General features: G+C 57.1%; 20 protein-coding genes. 11 read left to right on the forward strand and 9 right to left on the reverse strand.

What is annotated here, in order from left to right; all coding sequences use genetic code 11:
• Positions 1 to 148 precede the first annotated feature (148 nt).
• Positions 149 to 676 carry a CarD family transcriptional regulator gene (locus tag GXX82_14840; protein ID NLT24315.1) on the reverse strand — a complete coding sequence of 176 codons (528 nt, stop codon included), beginning with the start codon at positions 674 to 676 and terminating at the stop codon, positions 149 to 151.
• A gap of 155 nt (positions 677 to 831) precedes the next feature.
• Complete coding sequence (locus GXX82_14845) at positions 832 to 1,437, reverse strand: hypothetical protein (GenBank protein NLT24316.1); 606 nt, start codon at positions 1,435 to 1,437, stop codon at positions 832 to 834.
• Between the two features lie 148 nt (positions 1,438 to 1,585).
• Here GXX82_14845 and gltX point away from each other — a divergent pair, with 148 nt between their 5' ends.
• The 4 genes from gltX (at position 1,586) to GXX82_14865 (ending at position 8,384) form a co-directional block, all read left to right on the forward strand.
• Positions 1,586 to 2,989: a glutamate--tRNA ligase gene (gene gltX, locus GXX82_14850; protein NLT24317.1), complete on the forward strand. Its 1,404-nt coding sequence runs from the start codon at positions 1,586 to 1,588 to the stop codon at positions 2,987 to 2,989.
• Positions 2,986 to 6,321: an AAA family ATPase gene (locus tag GXX82_14855; GenBank protein ID NLT24318.1), complete on the forward strand. Its 3,336-nt coding sequence runs from the start codon at positions 2,986 to 2,988 to the stop codon at positions 6,319 to 6,321. The genes gltX and GXX82_14855 overlap by 4 nt, the downstream gene beginning before the upstream one ends.
• Before the next feature lie 342 nt (positions 6,322 to 6,663).
• Positions 6,664 to 6,816, forward strand: coding sequence for a hypothetical protein (locus GXX82_14860; GenBank protein NLT24319.1), 153 nt, complete (start codon positions 6,664 to 6,666; stop codon positions 6,814 to 6,816).
• The gene (locus GXX82_14865) at positions 6,813 to 8,384 is read left to right on the forward strand and encodes a sodium:solute symporter family protein (protein ID NLT24320.1); all 1,572 of its coding nucleotides are present in this window, start codon (positions 6,813 to 6,815) and stop codon (positions 8,382 to 8,384) included. The genes GXX82_14860 and GXX82_14865 overlap by 4 nt, the downstream gene beginning before the upstream one ends.
• A 196-nt stretch (positions 8,385 to 8,580) precedes the next feature.
• Here the strand turns inward: GXX82_14865 and GXX82_14870 are convergent, their stop codons facing one another.
• A complete protein-coding gene (locus tag GXX82_14870) occupies positions 8,581 to 9,009 on the reverse strand; it encodes a tetratricopeptide repeat protein (GenBank protein ID NLT24321.1) in 429 nt (142 codons plus the stop codon).
• A gap of 123 nt (positions 9,010 to 9,132) precedes the next feature.
• Positions 9,133 to 9,498, reverse strand: coding sequence for a pentapeptide repeat-containing protein (locus GXX82_14875; protein NLT24322.1), 366 nt, complete (start codon positions 9,496 to 9,498; stop codon positions 9,133 to 9,135).
• A 212-nt stretch (positions 9,499 to 9,710) separates the two neighbouring features.
• Here GXX82_14875 and GXX82_14880 point away from each other — a divergent pair, with 212 nt between their 5' ends.
• The 4 genes from GXX82_14880 (at position 9,711) to GXX82_14895 (ending at position 12,662) form a co-directional block, all read left to right on the forward strand.
• Complete coding sequence (locus GXX82_14880) at positions 9,711 to 9,896, forward strand: hypothetical protein (GenBank protein ID NLT24323.1); 186 nt, start codon at positions 9,711 to 9,713, stop codon at positions 9,894 to 9,896.
• A gap of 6 nt (positions 9,897 to 9,902) precedes the next feature.
• Positions 9,903 to 11,483, forward strand: a complete 1,581-nt coding sequence (locus GXX82_14885) for a sodium:solute symporter family protein (GenBank protein ID NLT24324.1) — start codon at positions 9,903 to 9,905, stop codon at positions 11,481 to 11,483.
• Between the two features lie 122 nt (positions 11,484 to 11,605).
• Positions 11,606 to 11,863 (forward strand): hypothetical protein, encoded by a 258-nt coding sequence (locus GXX82_14890; GenBank protein NLT24325.1) that lies wholly within the window; start codon positions 11,606 to 11,608, stop codon positions 11,861 to 11,863.
• A gap of 19 nt (positions 11,864 to 11,882) precedes the next feature.
• The gene (locus GXX82_14895) at positions 11,883 to 12,662 is read left to right on the forward strand and encodes a L,D-transpeptidase family protein (protein ID NLT24326.1); all 780 of its coding nucleotides are present in this window, start codon (positions 11,883 to 11,885) and stop codon (positions 12,660 to 12,662) included.
• 553 nt (positions 12,663 to 13,215) lie between these two features.
• On the opposite strand, the gene GXX82_14900 is transcribed toward GXX82_14895, so the two are convergent.
• The gene (locus GXX82_14900) at positions 13,216 to 14,811 is read right to left on the reverse strand and encodes an acyl--CoA ligase (GenBank protein NLT24327.1); all 1,596 of its coding nucleotides are present in this window, start codon (positions 14,809 to 14,811) and stop codon (positions 13,216 to 13,218) included.
• A gap of 129 nt (positions 14,812 to 14,940) precedes the next feature.
• Between GXX82_14900 and GXX82_14905 the strand changes: the two genes are divergently transcribed.
• Together GXX82_14905 and rnc are read left to right on the forward strand one after the other, a co-directional pair.
• Complete coding sequence (locus tag GXX82_14905) at positions 14,941 to 16,524, forward strand: AMP-binding protein (protein NLT24328.1); 1,584 nt, start codon at positions 14,941 to 14,943, stop codon at positions 16,522 to 16,524.
• Positions 16,525 to 16,611: 87 nt separating this feature from the next.
• On the forward strand, positions 16,612 to 17,289 hold the full coding sequence (gene rnc, locus GXX82_14910) for a ribonuclease III (GenBank protein ID NLT24329.1): 678 nt from the start codon (positions 16,612 to 16,614) through the stop codon (positions 17,287 to 17,289).
• Positions 17,290 to 17,600: 311 nt separating this feature from the next.
• On the opposite strand, the gene lnt is transcribed toward rnc, so the two are convergent.
• Genes lnt through GXX82_14930 form a run of 4 tightly spaced genes read right to left on the reverse strand, consistent with a single transcriptional unit; the run spans position 17,601 to position 22,181 of the window.
• Entirely contained in the window at positions 17,601 to 19,145 is a 1,545-nt protein-coding gene (gene lnt / locus GXX82_14915) for an apolipoprotein N-acyltransferase (protein NLT24330.1), read from the reverse strand.
• Positions 19,138 to 19,560: an rRNA maturation RNase YbeY gene (gene ybeY, locus GXX82_14920; protein ID NLT24331.1), complete on the reverse strand. Its 423-nt coding sequence runs from the start codon at positions 19,558 to 19,560 to the stop codon at positions 19,138 to 19,140. The genes lnt and ybeY overlap by 8 nt, the downstream gene beginning before the upstream one ends.
• Complete coding sequence (locus GXX82_14925) at positions 19,490 to 21,196, reverse strand: HDIG domain-containing protein (protein NLT24332.1); 1,707 nt, start codon at positions 21,194 to 21,196, stop codon at positions 19,490 to 19,492. The genes ybeY and GXX82_14925 overlap by 71 nt, the downstream gene beginning before the upstream one ends.
• Positions 21,177 to 22,181, reverse strand: a complete 1,005-nt coding sequence (locus GXX82_14930; GenBank protein NLT24333.1) for a PhoH family protein — start codon at positions 22,179 to 22,181, stop codon at positions 21,177 to 21,179. The genes GXX82_14925 and GXX82_14930 overlap by 20 nt, the downstream gene beginning before the upstream one ends.
• Before the next feature lie 166 nt (positions 22,182 to 22,347).
• On the opposite strand from GXX82_14930, the gene GXX82_14935 reads away from it, so the two are divergent.
• Positions 22,348 to 22,878: a hypothetical protein gene (locus tag GXX82_14935; GenBank protein ID NLT24334.1), complete on the forward strand. Its 531-nt coding sequence runs from the start codon at positions 22,348 to 22,350 to the stop codon at positions 22,876 to 22,878.
• Positions 22,879 to 22,916: the final 38 nt, after the last annotated feature.

A 22,916-nucleotide genomic window follows, 5' to 3' on the forward strand; every position in this document is an offset into this window, starting at 1 on the left:
GATCTTGAGGATGGCATACCCGAGGATCAGCCCGCATGTCGCCCCGACGAGCCCCCAGACCCCGCTCGAGAGGAGTTCTTTGAGTATGAAATATCCGGTAAGGGTTGTGACGGTCAGGAGGATTATCTGAATGAATATATCCAAGGACTCAACCCTTGTGGTGATTGGCGGTATTTCCTTTTTGATTGTTGTTATTCGCCAGGAAGATCTCTTCGATCTCCTGCTCGACTACAAGCTCTTCGGTGCCGAGAGACATGGAAAGTTCCTTCGTGATGAGATTGCGTGCCATCTCGAACATCTTCTTTTCGCCGAAGGAAAGTTCCTTCCAGTATCGGAGGTTGTAGAGCTCTTTCAGAACCGTCGCGACCTCATAGATGGAACCGCTCTTGATCCTTTCCATGTATTCCTTGTACCGTCTGTTCCAGGGCGAGTTGTCGTGAACGATGTTCTTGTCCTTGAGGATATCGTAGACCTTGCACACCTCACAGGCATCGATGACGCATCTCAGGCCGGCATTCTTCGCGCCGTCGATAGGTATCATGATGGTCATGTCCGTGTCGAGGATGCGGATTATGTAGAATGACTGTTTGGTACCTGAGAACTCTTTTTCTTCGATAGACTCGATCCGACCGACACCATGCCCCGGATATACTGCGACTTCTCCTACATCAAACATTATGCCTCCGAATAGTTTTTCATCGTTTTTCGGCCAGGTTGCCATATTGTAGCATAATATTGAGAAAAATTAAATAAGTAATGGTTATTACGCGGTAATCGGCAGGAAATGCACAGGTTCTCCCCTTCCTGCGGGAGAGAAGCCGCGCACGGGGTTCAGGATACCTGCTTCTGCCTTTCCAGAAGCCTGAACTTTATGTCGTTGACGATCCTGAGAAGCCCCTTTTCGGATGCAAGGTCGAGGGCGGTCTTGTTATGCTTGTTCATTATCGTGAGGTCGGCGCCCCGGCTGATGAGAAAATTGATGATGCCCGCGGACTTGCCGTTTATTGCGCACATGACCGGCGTGTCACCCTCGTGGTCCCGGGCATTGAGGTCCGCGCCATGCTCCACGAGAAGTCTGACGATCTCCAGGTGGCCGCTCTTGCTCGCGAAGGTGAGGGCCGTGCCGCCATCCCTGTCGGGAACGTTGACATCGGCGCCGCGGGAGACAAGGAGCCTCAGAACGCCCACCTGGTTGTTCCTGCAGGCATAGGTCAGCGGGGTCACACCCTGCGTGTTCCGGGCATTGACATCGGCCCCGTTGTCGAGGAGGAAGCGCGCCGTGTCCGTGAATCCGCGCATCGACGCATACATGAGGGGGGTGTTGCCGTTGTGGTCAGCGTCGTTGACATCGGCACCCTTGCCGATGAACTGGACAACGCTTTCAAGGTCACCCTTCTCGATGGCGGTGATCAACTCGTCTGAGAATCGTTTCTCCACTTAGACCATTATATACCACCTCCTGAAAAATGGGAGTTTTTTTTCCAGAGGACGCCGGGAACGGGCGGGAGCGCCTTTTGAAAAATGGATTGATGCCGGGGGAATTTTCCTTTATAATCACTACAATCTTTATCTGGAGGACACAATAATGGTCAAGTCAAGGTTCGCGCCGAGTCCAACGGGGAACCTCCACATAGGCGGCGCCCGGACCGCTCTTTTCAACTATCTTTATACGAAACATCACGGGGGGGTCTTTGTCCTCAGGATAGAGGACACCGACGTCGAACGGTCGAAGGAAGAGTATGTGAAAGACATACTCGGCGGCCTCTCCTGGCTCGGTGTTCACTGGGACGAGGGACCATACTACCAGATGGACCGCATGGACCTGTACCGGGAGCACGCCTACAGGCTCCTCGATCAGGGATACGCGTACAAATGCTACTGCACCGCGGAAATGCTCGAGGAGAAACGAAAGAAGGCGCTCAAGGAGGGCGGCAAGCCCCACTATGACAGGACGTGCCGTGACCTTCCCGCCGGTGACACCTCCAATGAAGGCAAGCCTTTCGTCATCCGTTTCCGCAGTCCCGTAGACGGCGAGGTGAGCTTCACGGACCTCATCCGCGGCAGGATCACCTTTAAATGCGAGGAGCTCGACGACCTTATCATCTTCCGGACCGACTCCACGCCCACGTACAACTTCACCGTCGTCATCGACGACGCGCTGATGGGCATCACGCACATCGTCCGCGGCGACGACCACATCAACAACACCCCGCGGCAGATACTTATCTATGAGGCCCTCAAGTATCCCGTCCCGCAGTTCGCCCACGTGCCCCTCATCCACGGAAAGGACAAGGCCCGCCTCTCCAAGCGCCACGGCGCCACGTCCCTCCTGGAATACCGCAACGACGGATTTCTGCCCGAGGCTCTCATGAACTACCTGGCGCGTCTCGGCTGGGCGCACGGCGACCAGGAGATATTCAGCCGGCAGGAACTGATCGAGAAGTTCGATCTTCCCAATGTGGGAAGGTCGCCTTCCGTCTTCGACATGGACAAGCTGACCTGGCTCAACGGCCACTACCTGAAGACCCTTCCCGCCGAGGACATCGCCGGGAGGCTCCTGCCCTTTCTCGAAGGCATGGGGATAAAGGCCACCGCCGACAGCCGTCTCGTCAGGGTCGTCGTCAACCTCCGCGAGCGCGCGCGGACCCTCAGGGAGATGGCGCAGATGGCGGAGTATTTCTTCCGTGATGACTTCGCCTTCGATGAGGCCGCCCGCGCGAAGTTCCTCACTCCGGCAACGAAACCCATTCTCGTCGATTTTGCCGAAGGCCTCAAGAACATCGCCTCCATGGACGAAGAGGAGGGCCTCAAGGTCCTCATCGAGGGATTGACGAAGAAGTACAATGCCAAGCCCGTCGGTATCATCCAGCCCGTCAGGGTGGCCCTTTGCGGCAGGACCGTGAGCCCCGGGATATTCGAGGTCATCGCCATTCTGGGCAAAGAGGCCGTGGAGAAGAGACTGGCGCGAGCCGTCGAATCGATCCAATGAAACTGGCCAGACTCGAGATATTCGGTTTCAAATCCTTTCTCAACCGCACCGTCTTCCAGTTCGGCGAGGGGATCACGTCCATCGTCGGGCCCAACGGCTGCGGCAAGAGCAACATAGTCGACGCCATCGTCTGGGTCCTTGGCGAGAGGGGCACGAAGAGCCTGAGGGTCAAGGACATGGGCGACGTCATCTTTCACGGCAGCAACGGGAAGAGACCCGTCAACATCGCCGAGGTGACCCTCGATCTCACGGAAGGGGACAGGGAGTTCGTCGTAAAGAGACGGATATACCGGGACGGCACGAACGAATATTCCCTCAACGGCAAGATCGTCCGATTGAAGGACGTGCAGGACGCCTTCCTGGGAACGGGCCTTGGCACGAATTCCTACGCCATCATCGAGCAGGGACGCATCGAGGCCCTGATCAGCATGAAACCCGCCGAGCGGCGCATCGTCATCGAAGAGGCAAGCGGGATAACGCGGTTCGAGGAGAAGAAACGGGACGCCGTGAACCGCATGGAAGAGACGACGTCGAACCTGGAACGCATCGACGACATATACCGGGAGGTCACCGCTTCGTTCGGCAAGGCGGAGCAGGAATGGGAGCGATGGAAGGCGTACCAGGAACTGGCCGACAGACTGCACGAGATAGACAGACAGCTCCTCCTCGACGGGTACGCGAAGCTCGTCAAGCGCATGGCAAAGGTCCGCGAGCGGCAGACAGACCTCGAGGAAGAGATACTCCAGAAGGAAGCTGATAGATCGACGGTCCGGGAGGAGTTCGAGGCAAAGGAGAGCGAGTTCGCCCTCACCGACAACATCATCAGGCAGCTGGAGGTCGACCTCAAGAGTAAAGAGAAGGACATGGAGAGCCGCCTTCTCGAGATAGAGTACCTGGGCGAAGAGGTGAAACGCCTCGAGGCGTCCCTCAAGGGGCTCGCGGAAGAAGAGTCCTCCATCGCCACGGAGACGGCGCGCCACGAGAAAGAGATGGAAGCCCTCCGGGAAAGAAGCGGGGCCCTGACAGGCGAGCTGGAAGAGGAAAAGGGGAAAGAGGCGCGGACCCGGGATATCGCGCAGGGCTTCAAGACGAACATCGAGGAGCACGAGAAGGCCCTCGAGGAGGCCCGCACGAAGCTCTTCGTCTCCATGAGCGCCCTCACGGAGACACGCAACAGGATAGCGCAGATCGAGCGGCAGGCCGAGGAGAGGCGCAGGCGCATGGAGCGCCAGGCGGTTGAGGTCAAGGAACTCGAAACGCTCCTCGCGTCCCTCGACGCGAAGCGCAAGGCCCTTCACGACACCCTGCAGGGAGCGCTCAGGGAAAAGGAGTCCCTCTCCGCCAGGGAATCGGCCGCCACGGGCGAGCGTGAGGACATCCTCAAGGAGATGGAGAGGCAGAGGGCCCTCGTCGAGAGCGCGCGGAGCGAGAAACGGGTCAAGGAAGAATTCCTCAAACAGCTTGGCGGGTACATCGACGGCCCCGAGGACGCGGTACGCGCGGAAGACCGGCTCGTCAACCTTATCAGGACGGAAGAGTCGAGGATCAAGGCGCTGGAAAGGTTCTTCTCCGAAGAGCTCGAGTACGAGGTCGTGAAAAGCGGTTCCATGGAGGCCGTGGCCTCGGCCGTCCGGGACCGGGAAGGCAACCGCGTGTTCTTTCCCCCGAAAGGGATTTTCAGGAAGGCCGGGAACGATGTCGAGATGGACGTTACCTGGATAGCGGACATCGATGAGGCCCTCTCGCGGGTCGCTGCCGGCGAGGAAGGGATATTCATCAATGACGATGTCTATGTCGACTCCCGGGGCATCGTCCTCACCGGTGGGGCATCGAAGAAGATCGACGTGAGACAGTTCAGGGAGAAATTGAAGCTCGAGAAGGAGCTGCAGACCCTCACGGCCGACGTGGAACGCCACGGCAGCGCCCTTGCGGGTTTGAAGCCCCGTCTCGAGGCCTGTGACGCAAAGTGCCGCTCCGCCCGCGCGGCCCGCGAGGGAGAGGAAGGAAGGGCACGGACGCTCGAGAAGGACCTCCTCATGGCGGAAGCGCAATGGAAAAATACCGCCGACAGGCTCACGGCACTTCAGGCGATGACCGAATCTCCCGACGACACGGGCCCCGAAATGCTCGAACCCCTCATCTCCGACCGCAGACGCCGGGAGGAGGAAAAGACCGCCATAGAGGCCTCCATGACCCGGCTCAGGGAGACGCTGGCAGGGCTGAAGAAAGAGCATGAGGCGGCGCAGTCGGCATGGCACGCGGTCACGATCGAGATCGAGAGAAAGATGAACATGCTCAAATCCATCAGCGACAACCGGGAACGCTCCGAGGCAGCCATTCGGTCACTTGCCCAGAAGGCACAGGGGCTCACGGAAAAATACGCGGCCATCAACAGGGACATCGAGGGACGCACGCAGAAGATACGATACATGGAGCGGTCATACGAGGAGCTTGAGGCGGACCTGCAAAAGCATGTCGCGAGGTTCGAGGATCTCAAGACGATGCTTGGCAACCTTCACGCCCAGAAACAGACGCTCCAGGAATCCATCGACACCCTTGGCAAGGAGATCGAACGGGTCCGTGCCAGGAAAGAGAATGCCGAGAAAGACCTCGCCGTCCTCGAAGAGAAGCGCCTCACCATCGTCGAGCACCTCGCCGGCACATATGGCATCGAGCAGCCCGACGAGATAACGGTGCAGCTGCCCTCCGATATAGAAAAGGAACGGGAATCGCTCACCGCGAGGATAGCCGAAATGGGCGAGATCAATTTCAGGGCCGAGAAGGAATACCTTGAACTGAAGGAGAGGATCTCCTTTCTGGACAAGCAGAAGGAAGACCTCCTTGCAGCGATGGAATCCCTCAGGAAAACGATAACGAAGATCGACCAGTTCACGAAGGAACTCTTCTCGGAGACCTTCGACAAGGTGAACAGCGCCTTCTCGCGGTTCACCGACCTCCTCTTCAAGGGCGGCAAAGGACACCTCGCGATCAACGCGGAACAGGCCGGCGTCGACCTCTTCGTCCAGCCTCCGGGCAAGAAGGTTACCAGGATGGAGCTTCTCTCGGGCGGCGAAAAGGCCCTCATATCGCTCGCGTTCCTTCTTGCCCTCATGGACACGAAGCCAAGCCCCTTCGCCCTCATGGACGAGATAGACGCGCCGCTCGACGACGCGAACCTCGCGGGCCTCCTCGACATCATACGGGGGATGAGCCTCAAGTCCCAGATCATCTTCATCACCCACAACAGGATAACCATGGAGTACTCGGACATGATATACGGTATCACCATGGAAGAGCAGGGCATATCGAAAACGGTGTCCGTGAGACTCTGAGACTTAAGGGCGCCGGGCGCCAATCCACTCCAAATGCTTTTTTGTACAATGTCGCCACATCCCGTTGATATACTGTATACTTCCTTTTCTAGTAGCGTTCCGCGCCCGGCGGGGACGGGATTTTTTTCTTGACATTTATCCTTAGAACACTATGATTTATTATTATAAAGGGGAAGGGGGCGTTTGGAATATCAAGTCTATCACTATATCCATACCGTTGTAGCGACAACAACGGTTTCATTTTTTCACGTGTCCTCTTTTTTTGATAACAGTTTGCTGAAAGGAGGTGGGACTTACCTTCAGTAGGGGAAATGTGTTTTTAAAAACGCAAAGGGGGTTATTATGCAGCCAACAGCACCAGTAGTACCTCCCGTCACACTTCCCGATGCATCGGTATTGATGGCATCCTGGTATGTGTGGTGGGTTCTCATCATCGGACTCTTTCTCATGACCTTTATCGGCACCTGGCTCATAACAAGGGGGTGGAAGGAATGAATCCGATAACGTATCTCGACTTTCAAAAACCATCAGCGGAAATGGCGATATGGGGCAGCATCGGCGTTGGGTTGATGCTTCTTGTCTCCATCGTCCTCGGAATTTTGAGCAAGAGGAAGGTGGCAAAAGGCTCCTTCGAGGAATATCTTGTCGGTAAACGGGACATCGGACCTGTCGTGACGGGCTGCGCCCTGTCGGCGTCCTACCTCTCGGGCTGGGCCTTCGCCGGAAGCACGGGTGTCGTATACGCCGTCGGTTTCTCGGGGATGTGGTTCGCGGGCATCTGGAGCCTTCTCGGCCTCATCCCGTGCTGCTGGCTCGCCGCCGTCAAGACGGCCTCCTTTTCGAAGAAACTCGGCGCGGCCACGCTGCCTGAGACGATCGGCCGAAGGTTTGAGAGCAAGATGCTCCAGACCGTCGTCGCCATCTGCATGCTCTACTTCCTCTTCATGTACTCCGTGGGTCAGCTCAAGGCGGCAGGCGGCGTGTGGTACGCCACCACGGGTCTTCCCGCGGTGTGGTGTTTGCTCCTGTCCATCTTCATCGCCTGGCTCTACATGGTGCTCGGCGGCTACGTCGGCACCCAGTGGTCCATGGCCTTCCAGGGCGCATTCCTCGGCTTTGTCGGGGCGCTTCTCGGCATATGGGCGATCATCTGGGCCGGCGGCTTCTATGAAATATCCTCAAAGCTCTACATGGAACCGAAGGTGGGCCCCGCGCTCATCAAGCTCATACGACCGGAATTGCCGCAGGTTGGTCCGACACAGCTCTTCTCGAGCCTCGTCGGCATACTTGCCTGCCCGGTCATCTTCTTCACCATGGCGATCGGCTTTCCCCATAACGTGAGCCGTTTCCTCGGCATGGGCACCCTGAACAAGAAAGGCTACTGGACACTGATCATCATGGTCTACCTCATCGCCGGCGTCCCCATCATGCTCGACTGTTCGAGCAACGGTCTTGTCGCCAGGATGATCTACGGGCCAAACCTCCTCAAGGTCAAGCCCTGGGCGGCGGACCTCGCTGCACCTGAGCTTGCCTTCGCCGTCGGCGGCATTCCCCTGATGACGCTTTACGTCATGGGTCTTTTCGCGGCGGCACTTTCCACGCTCGCCGGCATGGTCTTTATCATGAGCGCCAACATAACCCGCGACGTCATCAAGCTGTGGTGGCCGCAGGTATCGGACAAGTCCATGCTGTACCTTGGTTACTTCCTCATCGCGCTGTTCCTCTTCCTGCCCTTCTACTGGACGCTCGTCAACCCGCCGCCGCTTTTGTCCATCTTCATGGGCCTCGCGGCAATGGGTCTCGGTGCGATCTTCTTCTTCGTGACGGCGGTCTCCTATTACTGGAAGGGCGCCACGAAGTGGGGCGCTTTCTGCTGTGTCGTCTACGGGACGGGCATGAGCATCTACGGCGGATGGAAGGTCCTCTTCAAGAAGGAGGTCGGCCTCGGGACCTTCGAGTGGTGGCTCGTTATCGGCTGCGGCATAATCTATTTCGTCGTCAGCGCCATCACGAAGAAACCCTCCCAGGAGCTGCTGGACCGGCTTTTCCCGGCAAAGAACTGATATCGTGTGGAACGAACACCAAGAGGGGCTTTCACGAGCCCCTCTTTTCTTTCAACCTGTACGAGGGGTTGGGACCGGAAACACCATAGAGACCTGAAACGGAGGGAACGTGGAGATATACACCGTCGCGTGGCTGGCTGCAGGAGTGGGACTCCTCGCGTATTTCATCTACAGCAAGTTCAGGAAGAAATAGGGACTACCAGGACATTCCCTTCGACGTCAGATATTTCCGCGCCTCACCATTGCCCATCCGCGCAGCCGTTCTGTAATCGCTGTACGCCTTTTCGTTCTCCCGCATGATCTCGTGCACCTCCCCCCGGCTTGCGTACGCCGAGGAGTTTTTCGGGTCGATGGCAATGGCCTTCGAGAAATCATCGACGGCCTTCTGATAATCCTTGAGGAGATAGAAGACAACGCCGCGGTTGTAGTATGCCTCGTAGTAGTTGGGGTCCTTCTTGATGGCGAGGTTGAGAAGATCAATGGCCTCCCTGGGATGCCCCGCGTCGATGAACTGGTACGCCTGCCTGTAGTAATCGCCGGCCGTTGTCCCGTTGTCCTCGCCCTTCGAACAACCGGTACAGGCGGCAAGCACGCACACAAGCAAGACGGCAAGAAAATATCTCATGGGACCTCGCATGACATTACACATCGAATGGAGACCCCATTATTCTAACCCGATGCGCCCCCAAAGTCCAAGCCTATATTACCGGGGCCGCTCCGTGCGTGTCACCCGACCTCTTTGCGCTGCTTACTTGCACCTTCCTATCTGTCCCGACTTGCACTTCGAGCCATCCATCCAGACAGCCTCGGAGAGCTTGGCCCCGGAAAAACTCGTCTCCTTGTCCGTGGACGCGCCCTTGAGATTCGCACCCCTGAGGTCCGCGTCATTGAAGAGAGTCCCCTTCAGGTTGGCGCCCGACAGGTTGGCCCCGTCCAGCCTTGCCCCGTAGAGATCGATCCCCTCGAGGTTCGCCCCGGACAGGTCACACTTGCTGCACTTGTTCGTCGTGTTGAGCTTCTGCACATCCTGGGCGTTGAAGGCCGACACACCGGCGGGAATGCACAGCAACGAAACAGCGGCCAAGACCATTGCGCAGATCACTATCTTTCTCATAAAACCCTCCTTTGTGAGAATGAAAAGGGCCGCCGTCTCCCGTGGGAGATGGCGGCCCGACCATCCTGTAACCCTTCAAAAACGGCCATGCCGTCTTTGAACCCGAGTTATTTCATACGCTACACTCTATTTTACCCCTGCTGTCGGGCATGTCAACCCCTTGTGGCACATTATTGCTTGACAGTCAAAAAAAACCCGTGCTAATCATTAGCATGATGCTCGGTTTTCTGGACCCCTGGGTATTTGCCGGTTTCGCCCTCACGATCCTCTCCGCCCTCTTCTGTATCCTCTACGGCATCCGCAACTGGAACAGGGGCGGCGTCGAGAAGGAAGGGGACTGGCGGGAAGAGATCCAGTGGGAACGGGAAGAGATAGAGCTTATCGAGAAGCTCCCCTAGGGCCCCATGTTCTACCTCATAACATTCACCCTCATCTATCTCGCCGTTACGGTATACTTCAGCTGGCTCGGGTATCGCAGGACGGTGACGGTCTCCGATTATCTCCTTGCCGGACGCCAGGTCCACCCCGTCACGATGGGTCTCTCCTATGGCGCCACGTACATCAGCACGTCGGCCATCATCGGTTTCGGTGGCGTGAGCGCCCTGTACGGGTTCGGTCTCACCTGGCTTTCCTTCCTCAATATCATGGTGGGCGTCTTCATCGCCTTCGTTATATTCGGCAAGCGGACCCGGAAGATGGGAAAGGCTCTCGATGCCCACACCTTCCCGGAGCTGCTCGGCAGGCGCTACGAATCGAGGTTCGTCCAGGGTTTCTCGGGCCTCATGATCCTCATCTTCATGCCCGTCTACACCGCCGCCGTATTGATAGGCATCTCCCGGTTCATCGAGGTCTACCTCAGTGTTCCCTTTTCCACCGCCTTTCTCGCCTTCCTTCTCATGACCTCCTGTTTCGTCATCTGGGGAGGCCTTAAAGGGGTCCTCTACACGAGTGCTTTCCAGGGTGTCATCATGGTCGTCTCCATGATAGCCATCGGGATAACCAGTTACTATTCCCTGGGGGGCATATCGGAGGCACACCGGTCGCTCGACACCGTAACCCCCTACGTCCCCCAGTTCCTGAAGGAGGCGGGGCACAGGGGCTTCACCTCCATGCCCGCGACCTTCTCCTCCATCTGGTGGTATGTGCTGACAACGATGATCATGGGCGTGGGCATCGGTGTCATCGGCCAGCCCCAGCTCAACGTCCGCTTCATGACGCTCAAATCGGACAGGGAGATCAACCGTTCCGTGCCCTTCACGGCCATATTCATCCTCTGCACCACGGGGATCGCTTACGCGGTGGGGGCACTGACGAACACATTCTTCTACAACACGTACACGGAACTTCCCATACATGCCGTGCAGGGAAACGTGGACAAGATAATCCCCCTCTACATCGACCGCTTCTATCCCCAGTGGTTCGTCGCCCTCTTCCTCGTCGCCCTCATGTCGGCCGCCATGAGCGCCGGAAGCAGCCAGTTCCATGCCCTGGGCACGTCGCTCTCCCGCGACATCTTCGAGCAGGCCCTGCTGAAAGGAAAATCCGTGGCGGAGACAACGATAGTGACGAGGGTGGGCATCGTCTTCAGCATCTTCGCCACCCTTATCATCGGCCTTATCCTGCCCGAGAGCATCGTCGCCGTCGCAACGGCGTTCTTCTTCAGTCTTTGCGGCGCGACCTTCATCCCCGTCTACCTCTTCGGCCTCTACTGGAGGCGGGGCACGAAACCGGCGGCCAAGGCAAGCATACTGTCCGGTTTCTTCGTATCCCTCATCTGGATGCTCTTCTTCCACGAGCAGGAGGCAAAGGCCTTCGGCCTGTGCAGAAGGCTCTTCGATACAGAAACCCTTGCGGGCCACCCCTGGAACATGATAGACCCCCAGGTGATAGCTCTGCCCATAGGCCTTATAGTCTTCGTCGTCGTATCCCTGGCGACGCGCCCGGTGCGGGAGGAAACGGTGAAAAAGGCGTTTGTGCATATTTGAGAGTGATAGGACGAATAGGAGAGATAGGACCTATAAGACATATAGGACCAATAGGACGCATTCAGGTCTTTTGCTTGAGACCTGAAACGTGAAACCTGAGACTTTTCTTGGAGGAGGGTGTTATGGGAAAGCGTTATGTTCTGGGTATAGGGCTTAGCAACAGGGTCGAGAATGCCGCCGACTTCCAGAGGATACTCACCGAATGCGGCTGCTACATCAAGACGCGCCTCGGGCTCCATGAGGTCAACGAGAACCTCTGCGCCCCCGGAGGCCTTATCATCCTCGAGGTGTACGGAGGCGACACGGCGGTGGCAGACATGGAATCGAAGCTGAGAGCCGTCAAGGGACTGCAGGTCCAGAAGATGGTATTTGACATGTGAGAGGGGCGGGTAATGGGTAATGGGTGATGGGAAGAGAAGAAGAACGGCGCCATTCTCCCGGCAGGTACATCATGGTGCGAGACACATCGTCCCGGGCGTTGTTCTTCTCATCGTCCTCTTATTCGCTTCCATGCTTCAGGCGAACCCCGGTGCCGCCCGAGGATCGAGTGAGATGACGGTGGCCGCGGTCGCGCTGTCGGAAACTATGAAGGAAACACTCGCCCGACGATGGCCGGACACTTCTCACCTCATCCTCGTCCGAAATAGCGGACCATTGCCCCACAATTCCACCCTCCATGCATTTGAAAGCAAAGGCGGCACGTGGACCCTTCTCTTCGGCCCCGTGCCCGCCATGACGGGCAGGAACGGTTTTGCCGGGGACGGCGCTAAACGCGAAGGCGATGGCCGGACACCCGTGGGCGTATATCCCCTCGGCTTTGTCTTCGGCTACCCCTTCGCCATCGGCTCCGCCATGCCCTACCGCCCGATGACGCCCGAGGACATCTGGGTCGACGATCCCGACTCCCCCGATTACAACCGGCTCAAGAAACGCGGAGAAACGGCTGCCCGCTCCTTCGAGGACATGGTCCTTGCCGATGACCGATACAAGTACGGCATCGTCATCGAATACAACACCGACCCCGTCATCCCCGGCCGCGGCAGCGCCATCTTCCTCCACATCCGCAAGGACGAGACCACCCCCACCGCAGGCTGTGTGGCCATCTCGGAAGAAGACATCCTCACGCTCATCCACTGGCTCGACCCGGCAAAGAAACCACTTATCGTCATCGAAAAGTAGAAAGCAAGAAACCTTGCCTCTCGCCCGTTCGTCGCTTGCGCTCCTCACTCAAGCCCGCAAAGGACGCAGAGAAAAGGTTCGGCCGGATTTCGAAGCCTCCCAAAATCCGGCCGGCTTTGCATCCCGTCTCCGACGGGAGGGAAAGAAGAGGTTTCTCTTCAGATGGGAGTGATGGGGAGGGGATGGGCGTCTGGGGGTTGGAGGATGATTATAGGACCTATGACTACAGGGAAGATGGGGGGGATAACTTCTTCAGGATAAGAAACAAATACTATTTTGTTTCTCTCCCGCCGGAACGGCGGGACGAGAAGGCCGCCGGATTTTGGGAGGCTTCAAAATCCGGCGGCAATCTTTTCTCTCTTTTAGTCTCTCTCCGCGTCCTCTGCGATCTTGAGCGAAGCGGGCGAGAGATAATGCTTTTGAGCGTCGCCCCCGCTCTTACCCCACGATCAGGGCCACAAACAGGCGTGAGATGGGGTGTTTCGCCCTCCCCGTCGCGCAAAAAAAGCGCCCGCCTTATGTCGGCGGGCGCTCGTCTTTCAGATAGTCTTTGTTACTGTTTCTTGAATTCTTTCTCCATCGCTTCCTTTGCCGGTTTCACGTACATGTCGCGGAGTTTCGGTTTTTCGATCTTTCCGGCGGGGTTGCGGGGGATGGTGGTGTATATCATCTTTTCGGGCCATTTGTACTTCGCGAGACCCTTTTCCTTGACGAAGTTGATGATCTCCTCATCGGCGATCGTTTCGCCTTCCTTGGGCTGGATGATGGCCATGACGATCTCCACGAGCCTGGGGTGTGGGTACCCGAGGACCGCGACGTCCATGATCTTGGGATGCTTGCGCAGCGCGTCCTCGATCTCGGCGGGGAAGATGTTCTCGCCGCCCCTGATGATGAGGTCCTTGGCCCTGTCGGCGAAGAAGATGAAACCCTCTTCGTCCATGTAGGCAAGGTCGCCCGTGTACAGCCAGCCGTCCTTTATCGTCTTTGCCGTCATTTCCGGGTTGAAGGCATATTCCTTCATGAGACGGGGGCCCTTGAGGAGGAGCTCGCCCACGCCGCCCGCGGGCAGCGTCTTCCCTTCGCTGTCGACAACCTTCGCATCCATGAAGACCGTCGCCTTCCCGATGGAGCCCGGTTTTCTCATGATGTCCTCATCGTAGCAGTTGGTGAGGCCTCCGCCGCCGCCCTCGGTGATGCCGTATATGTTGGCGATGGGCAGGTTGGGGAAGAACTTCTTGGAATCCTCAAGAAGGATGTAGGGCACCGGCTGGGCGCCTATCTCGATGTGGCGAAGCGCGGAGAGGTCGTAGTCCTTGAGACTGATCTGGCCCGTCTTGAGGGCGTTGATCACGTCCGACCATGTCGGCACCGTGTTCCAGCCACCTGTGCATTTCTCATCGGCCATGCTCCTGAGATAGAATTCCGGCTGCGTCTCCATCGCCATGAGAACCTTGCCTGCCGCGATGTAGCACGGGAAGGAGAGGAACAGGGTACCACTGTGGTAGAAGGGGTGGGGTGACAGGTATACGCTGTTGTACCCTTCGTTGTAAGTGAGCGCGTTGCCTATGCCGATGTAGAAGAGGCTCTGATGGGTGTGGGAGACCGGCTTGGGCGCTCCCGTCGTGCCTGAGGTGAACATGAGCTCCGCCATGTCGTCATCGGCCGTTTCAAAACAAACCGCTGTGGCGTCGCCCTTTTCCGCGATCTCCTTATATGATTTCGTGCCGGCGGGGATGGTGTCGCCGAGACAAATAAAGCTCTTGCAGTAATCCATGTCCTTCATGATGGGCTCGACCCTTGCGTTGAACTGCTCGCCGAACATGAAGACCTTGCATTTTGTGACATCGGCGGCATATTTGATGTCGGCGCTGGCGAAACGGAAGTTCAGCGGCGTTACCGTTGCACCCGTCTTGAGAACCGCGATGTAGCTGGCATACCATTCCATGCAGTTCATCATGAGATGAAGGACGATATCACCCTTCTTGATGCCGCAATCCTTGATGAGGTAATTGGCGATCCTGTTCGCCTGGTCATCAAACTCCTTCCACGTGAGACTCCGGCGCTGTTTCTTTGATGGATAGCTCTCGATGATGAACTCTCTCTGTGGGAATTTGCTCGCATTGAGCCCCGAAAACATTGCGAAATTCATAATAACCCTCCTTGATGAAACGCTTTTTTTTTATTGCTTTAGGTCCCATCAGCATGATAAAAAGATTTAGGATTCTTTGTCAACAGGAAAGTAAAAACCACATATCAAATACATTCAGGAGGTCTTGCCATGGCAGAAGTCTTCACGCACATAGGTGAAATCTTGGCACGCAACGCGCGCATGTATCCCAACGACGTTGCCCTCGTCGAGCGCACACCCGCGGAAAAGAAAAGGGTCGAACTCACCTGGAAGCAGTTTGACGATCAGGCGAACCAGTTCTCCAACGCCCTCGCGAAAATGGGGGCAAAGAAGGGGGACAAGATCGTCCACTTCATGAACAACTCCACCAAGTGGCTCGTTGCCTACTTCGGCATCATCAGAACAGGGGCCTGGGTGGTGCCTCTCAACTTCCGTTTCACTTCGGAGGACGTCAAGTACTGCAGCGATGTCGCGGAACCGACGATCATGGTCTTCGATGAAGAGTTTGCCGGCAGGATCGAGGCAATAAAGGGCGATCTCCCGACGGTGAAGAAGTATATCTGTGTGGGCGACAACGTCCCGGCGTGGGCGGAATCCTTTGACAAACTCGTCGCTTCCGGGTCCGCGGCAAACCTCAACGTCACCCTTCTCCCCACGGACGAGTGCGGGCTCTACTTCACCTCGGGCACCACGGGTCAGCCGAAACCCATTCTGCTCACCCACAACAACATGTTCTGCGCCTGCGTGACCGAGAACGCCCACCACAAGCAGACGAAAAAGGACTGCTTCATCCTCATCCCGCCGCTCTATCACACGGGCGCCAAGATGCACTGGTTCGGCAGCTTCATCGTCGGCAGCAAGGCGGTCATACTGAAGGGCGTGTCGCCGGAATGGACCCTCGAGGCGGTGAGCGAGGAAGGCGGCACCATCGTGTGGCTCCTCGTTCCCTGGGCACAGGATATCCTCCTCAAGTTCGACAAGGGCGAGATCAAGCCCTCCAACTACAAGCTCGACCAGTGGCGCCTCATGCACATCGGGGCGCAGCCCGTTCCCCCGGCGCTCATCAAGCACTGGAAGGAATACTTCCCTACGATGGACTACGACACCAACTTCGGCCTCAGTGAATCCACGGGGCCCGGCTGCGTGCACCTGGGGCTCGGCAATGAGCACAAGATCGGCGCCATCGGCATTCCCGGCTTCAACTGGGAGTTCAAGATCGTCGACGAGAATAACAACACCCTGAAGCAGGGCGAGCCCGGCGAACTCGTCGTCCGCGGCAACGGCGTGATGCGCGAGTACTACAAGAACCCCGAGGCAACGAAGAAGACCCTCATCGACGGCTGGCTCTACACCGGCGACATGGCCCGCGAGGACGAGGATGGTTTCATCTGGCTCGTCGACAGGAAGAAGGACATCATCATCACCGGCGGCGAGAACGTCTTCCCCGTCGAAGTGGAGGATTTCCTCTACACGAACACAAAGATCAAGGATGCGGCAGCCATCGGTATCCCCGATGACCGTCTGGGAGAGATCGTCACCGTCGTCGTAGAGCTCAAGCCCGGGGAGACCATGACCGAAGAAGAGGTCATCAAGTTCTGCGAGCCGCTGCCACGGTACAAAAGGCCGAGAAAGGTCTTCTTCGGCGATGTCCCGCGCAATCCCACAGGCAAGATAGAGAAACCGAAACTGAGAAAGCAGTACTCCGGCATGGAAGAGGCATTCAAGATCAAATAGGGAACGCAAGGCATGGAAAGACCGGGATGACACATCCCGGTCTTTCCTTCAAACGCCTTCCTTGGAAAATAATCGGTGCCCTAGATCGTGTCCCACAAGAAGCCTACCCTCGAAGAAACCATCGGCTACACATTCAGGAACAGGGAACTATACAACCAGGCGGTCACACACAGTTCCTGCTTCAACGAGAAGCGGGAGGCCCGCCGTTCGGACAATGAAAAGCTGGAATTTCTCGGGGACGCCATCCTCAACACGGTCATCAGCATCATCCTCTACAAGCGATTTCGCGGCAGGGACGAGGGCTTCCTGAGCAACGCCCGTTCGAGCCTCGTCAAGCGGGAAACCCTGACGGCCATAGCGAAGGAGATCAACCTCGACCGCCACATGAGCTATGGCAACGGGGATGGCAGCGTTCCCGAGGAATCGAAGGTGCTTTCCAACATGGTCGAGGCGCTGATCGGGGCGCTCTACCTCGACAGCGGGATCAGGAACACCTCAAAGATCATCCGCAAACTCTTCTCGGCCTACTTCACCGAGGAAAAGCTCACCGAAAAGAATCCCAAGAACATCCTTCAGGAGCTCTCTCAGAAGAAATGGGGTGTCCTGCCCCGGTACAAGTTCCCCCGGAAGATCAGGGACGGCTTCGCCGTCATGGTCTTCATCGGAAAGGAGCACAAGGCACGGGGTACGGGGAAAAGCAAGAAGGAAGCGGAGCAGAACGCAGCCCGCAACCTGCTGGAATGCCTGTCGGAAATAGAGGTCTGAAGAATACGGTCTCCCTCTTCTTCTTTTCGCCTCTACCCTTAGAACTTTTGACCTCTTGACCCTTTGACAGTCTGCTTTTCCCGTCATCCCGGCGCAGGCCGGGATCCAGGAGACATAGCCCGGAGTAGACCGGCCGGCAGGGGAAGGACTGCAAGTTCCGGTCTAGACCTTTCTGTCTTTCCTTCGCTCACTTTCCGTCATGGGAAGGTGTTTCCTGGTTCCCGGCCTGCGCCGGGATGACGTGAAAGAGGGGGTGGCGGCGGAACAGAAGCCGCTCCGGGAACCGGCCATATCAACGGCCCGTTGAACCCCTACGCCTTCTTTGGCCGTCGGTCATCAAATCTCTTCCGTCGGTATATTCCCGCGACAACCATGCCGGCCAGAAAGGCAAGGCACAGGATGATGAAATAGTCTCCATACCGCACATAGAACGTCATGGTATCCTTGAGCGCGTAGCCGCCCCTCAGGACCTCCTCCGTGAAAATGGGGGTCTTCCCCCGAACACGGCCCCTGGGGTCGATAACGGCGCTGATGCCCGTGTTGGCGGCCCGCAATACATACCTGTCCGTTTCAATTGCCCGGAAGACGTAGAAGACGAAATGTTGAAAAGGCGCCGACGTCCTGTTGTACCAGGCGTCGTTGGTGACGTTCACGAGGACCTCTGCCCCTTCCCTCACGGTTTCATTGGTGATATAGGGGAATATCCCCTCGAAGCAGACGAGTATGCCGACCCTTCCCGCATCCGTTGAGATGGGCCTGTGCCCCTCCCCGGGGATAAAGTCCGCCCCGATGGCGGTGATCTTCGCAAGGAAGGGGAAATAGGAAACGATCGGGGTATATTCTCCGAAAGGGACAAGGTGGACCTTGTTGTATATCGCCGCGGTCCGTCCCTCCCCGTCGACGTAGTGGACGCTGTTCAAAAGCTTGCCTTCCGCCCCGAGCCCCACCGTTCCGAAAAGAAGCCGGGATCTGAGCATGGCGGGCACCGCCCTCACGTATTTGTACGCGTGAATGTCACGTTCGATGATGAACGGCATCGCTGTCTCGGGCCAGATGATGAGGTCGGAGTTCTGCGCGAGTCCGAAGCTCAGCCGGTAGTACTTGCTGACGGTCATCATCTTGAAGGCGTCGTCCCATTTCACGTCCTGACCGACGTTCCCCTGCACGATCGCCGCCCTGAACGGCTCGGCGTCCCTGTCCTGAAGCCTCACGAAACCATAGGCCAGGGAAGAGGCGATGAGAACGGCCACCGCCATCGTCCATACGCGGGACACCTTTTTGCGGGTCCACAGGGAAAAGACTATGCCGTTCACCGCCGCTACCAGGAAGGAGATGAAATATGTCCCCGTTATGGAAGCCACCTGGATGAAAGGAAGGAACGTGTATTGCGAGTGGCCGAGGAAGGCCCAGGGGAAACCCGTCATGACGGCTCCCCTCGCGTACTCCAGCACCACCCACACGGGGGCGGCGAGGAGGTACGCCGGAACGGAGGTCCTCTTCTCCAGGTACGCGCAGGAAACGGTGAAGATCGCCATGTACAGGGAAAGGTAGAGCGCGAAGAGAAAGAGGATAAGCACGCTCAACGGGATATTGATGCCCCCGTAGCTGTTCATGGCCACAACGACCCAGTAGATGATGCCGAGCCAGGCTACAACCCCGGCGGCGAATCCCCGCTTGAACGACAGGAGAAGGTCGTCCCTGTCGATGGCTCCGAGAAGCGGCACCAGGGCGATAAAGGCAAGGGGAAAGAGAGACACCGGCGGTTGTATGAGGGCAAGCATGGCCCCCGACAGCAATGCATGGCCGTATCTTGCGGCAATGGACGCAAAAGGGTTGTTGAAATGTCGACTATCCATCGACAAGTGCCAGGTAGGCAGGATGCGCCAGGACAACCTTCATGAGCTTCCTTTCCCGGTAACGCATTCTCCTCGCCTCCGAGCTCCCTTTCGTATGATCATAACCCAGGATGTGAACAAGGCCATGGACAATAAGGCCAAAAAACCTTTCATAGAAGGGAATGCCCGCCTCGCGAGCCTCATCGGCGGCGCGCTGCACGGAAATGACGATGTCGCCGACGGCCTCGCCGGGCATTCCGTCGAGATAGGAAAAAGAGATCACGTTCGTGGAACGGTCCTTGCCGAAAAGGTCCCTGTTCATCAGCGCGATTCGCCTGTCATCCACGAGCAGTATGCTGAGGTCCCTATTGTGAAGCTTTAAAGAGGCCAGCAATTCCCCTGTTACCTCGCCGATCGCCTTTCGCTTGAGCTTCATCAGTCTTTGGGAGTTTCTTATCAGAACCGCCATTTTGTGTCCTTTCCGGGTATTCGATACGATGGTGGAAGATCCCGATGAGTATCGTGATGAAGCTCTTCTGGATCGCGTGGAGGTCTTTGAGGGTCAGTTCGCACTCGTCAAGCTGGCCGTCGAGGAATATGCCCTCTATGATGCGCTGGACGTGGTTCTCGATCCTCTTGGGCGTGGGGTCCTCGAGGACCCTCGACGCGGCTTCCACCGCGTCGGCGAGCATGATGATCCCCGCCTCCTTCGTCTGGGGCTTGGGACCGGGGTACCGGAAGTCCTTCTCCTCGATCACGTGGAGAAGCGGATCTTCCTTTCCCTTGGCCTTGGTGTAGAAGAAACTCGTGAGGCTGGTGCCGTGGTGTTCCTGTATGATGCCCGTCAACCTTCGCCCGAGCCTGTATTCCCTTGCCAGATCCACTCCCTCCTTCACGTGGGACATGATGATGAGCGCGCTCATGTTCGGGGTGATACCGGAGTGGACATCCTCGGAACCGGTCCGGTTCTCGATGTAATAATGGGGCATCTTCAGCTTTCCGATATCGTGATAGTACGCCGCGACCCGTGTCAGAAGCGGGTGGGCACCGATGGCCTCGGCCGCCGCCTTTGAAAGGTTGCCGACGACTATGCTGTGATGGTAGGTCCCCGGAGCGTTGAGCATCATGTCTCCGAGGAGGGGGTGCTCAAGGTTGGCAAGCTCCAGGAGCTTTATGTCCGTCGTGTAGTCGAAAAGACTTTCAATGACGGGAAGGAGCCCGAGGACGATAAAGCTGCCGGCGATGCCGTTGACGATCACGAACGCAATTCTCAAGGCCACGCTTCCCGATGACCGGCCCGTGAAAACATCGGCGGCAAGCATGAAAAAGCACATCAGGAAGGCCGTGAAAATGCCCGCCCTGAGGATGGTATTGCGGTTCTCACACTTGCCTGAGAAGTATGCCCCCAGTATGGAGCCCGCGAAGGTGTACAGGAAAATGCGCAGGCTGCCGTCGAAGGAAAAGGCCAGAGCCGCGGAATAAACAAGGGAAAAGATGATGGCGATCTCCGAGAAAAGGACGATGCGCACCACCATCGCAAAGACAAAGACGGGTATGATGTAGAAGAGGTCCTCGAGACGGTTCTGCGCATAGCTCTCGAAGATCAGGTGAAAGGACTTCACCAGGGCCACGCAAAAGACGGTGAAAACGGAACAGAAGACAAGGTCCTTCTTCGAGAGATAGAACTTCTTGATGTTCTTCTCCGAGTATTCGTACAGGATGGCTATGAGGAGAAAGAGAAGGATGAAGACGGCCGCGAACTTCGTGACGGCAAAGACCTCGCGCCTCTCGAGCGTGTTGTACACGGCTATCCTTGAAAGGTGGTCCGCGTTGATCCTCTCGCCCTCCCGCACGATCACCTCGCCTTTCTTCACCGTGACGTCGGTGCCGGGTACGGAAAAGTCCATCGGCGCCCGCAGGTTCTCCCTGGCTATGTCGCCCAGCTGGTATTCGGCAATGAAGAAGGGGTTCTTTATGCTGACGATGAGGGCGAGGGCAAGGGTCAGGCAAACAAGGATGATCAGTTTCGCGTAGCGGAGGTACGAGGGAGGTTTATCCTTTCCGTTCTGCATTCCTCGATTCCTCCAGTTCCAGGCGCCGCGCCTCGTAGGCCTTGATTATCTTCTGCACCAAAGGATGGCGCACGACGTCCTTTTCGGTAAAATAGACGAACTTGATCCCCTTGACGCCCTTCAAAATGCTCCTGACCTCCACAAGGCCGCTCGTTTTCTTGTCGGCAAGGTCGATCTGGGTGATATCGCCGGTTATTACCGTCTTCGATGAAAAACCAAGCCTCGTCAGGAACATCTTCATCTGTTCCGAGGCGGTGTTCTGGGCTTCATCGAGGATGATGAAGGCGTCGTTGAGGGTCCTGCCACGCATGAAGGCAAGCGGAGCGATCTCGATGACCCCCCTCTCTATGAGCCGCGTGGCACGGTCCATGTCGACCATGTCGTAGAGGGCGTCATAGAGGGGTCTCAGGTAGGGGTTGACCTTCTCGTACATGGTGCCCGGAAGATACCCCAGCTTTTCACCCGCCTCTATCGCGGGACGTGTGAGGATGATCCTCGACACCTCGCGCCTGTAATAGGCGGCAAGGGCCATCGCCATCGCGAGGTACGTCTTGCCCGTGCCGGCCGGGCCGATGCCGATCACGACATCGTACTTGTTCATCGCATGGACATATTGCCTCTGGTTGGTGCTCTTGGGGGTGATAAGCTTCCTGGAGCCGGCGATGTATATCTGGTCCTTCTCCATGTCACCGGCCGTCTCGTGGGCATTGACGACGAACCGTACGGCGTGGTCGATATCGGAAACGTTCACAGGAAGGCCTTTCTTCACGATGCCGTGAAGCTCGTTTATGACCTTCCCCGTGTCTTCAATGTCCTTCTTCCCCCCTATGAGGGTGAGATGATTGCCACGGATGCTCGCCTTGATATTGAAGTATTTCCTGAGGTACTTGATGTTCTCTTCGCGCGGCCCGAAGAGGCTTCTTGCCACGTTTATGTCATCGAAGGACAGCCGCAACAATCCTTCATCGGTCTTCTCGTCCAACAATCCTCTCTTTCCCCTGTTTTATTCCCTAATATACCATAAAACAGGAATTTGCAAAAGATGCAAGAATTTTGGCGGCTGCTCTTGCAAAGGGCCCTGTTCGATGGTATGGTTTGGAAAAAATCGCCGGAGGGTCTGCGATCGGCACGCTCTCGGAAAGGAATGTCTTTTGCCCAAAAAAACGCCAACCTTCAAGACGGTATTGATAATAGGGGTCATCATAGGGATAGTGGTGATCGTCATAGCCGTCATAGCCATTCACCTCCAGCAGAAAAAGACCCTCAAGGCATCCATCGAGGGCACTCTTCCAAGGATGGAAGAGAAGACCGGCTGGCAGGCGCTCATCACCGACGGAGATGGTGAGCACCATTACGTGATCGAGAAAGGACAGGGCGGATCCGGGCAGACCGCCGGTGTTTGGGACAGGCTGACCTACTCGAAGGAAGGCAGGGAGAACTACGTCCTCAAACGGCGAAAGAACGGCATGTTCATAACGGGAATGGACACCCTCGCCAGCCGTTTCACGCTGTATGAACTGAGGTGCGGCAAAGACCCCCGGCAATATGCCATCATGAAGGTCTTCGAGGTGTCTCAGGACGGCAAGACGCTGGATTACGGAAAGGCGGGGAGCCAGAAGGATTGGGAGGACATTCCGGGGCAGACCATCGTCGACAGGCTGGCAAAGATCGCCTGCCGGTGACGAGCGTCCCTCACGCCCTAAATGTTTGTAAGTCACCG

It is taken from the genome of Syntrophorhabdus sp. (assembly GCA_012719415.1).
Lineage (GTDB): Bacteria > Desulfobacterota > Syntrophorhabdia > Syntrophorhabdales > Syntrophorhabdaceae > Delta-02.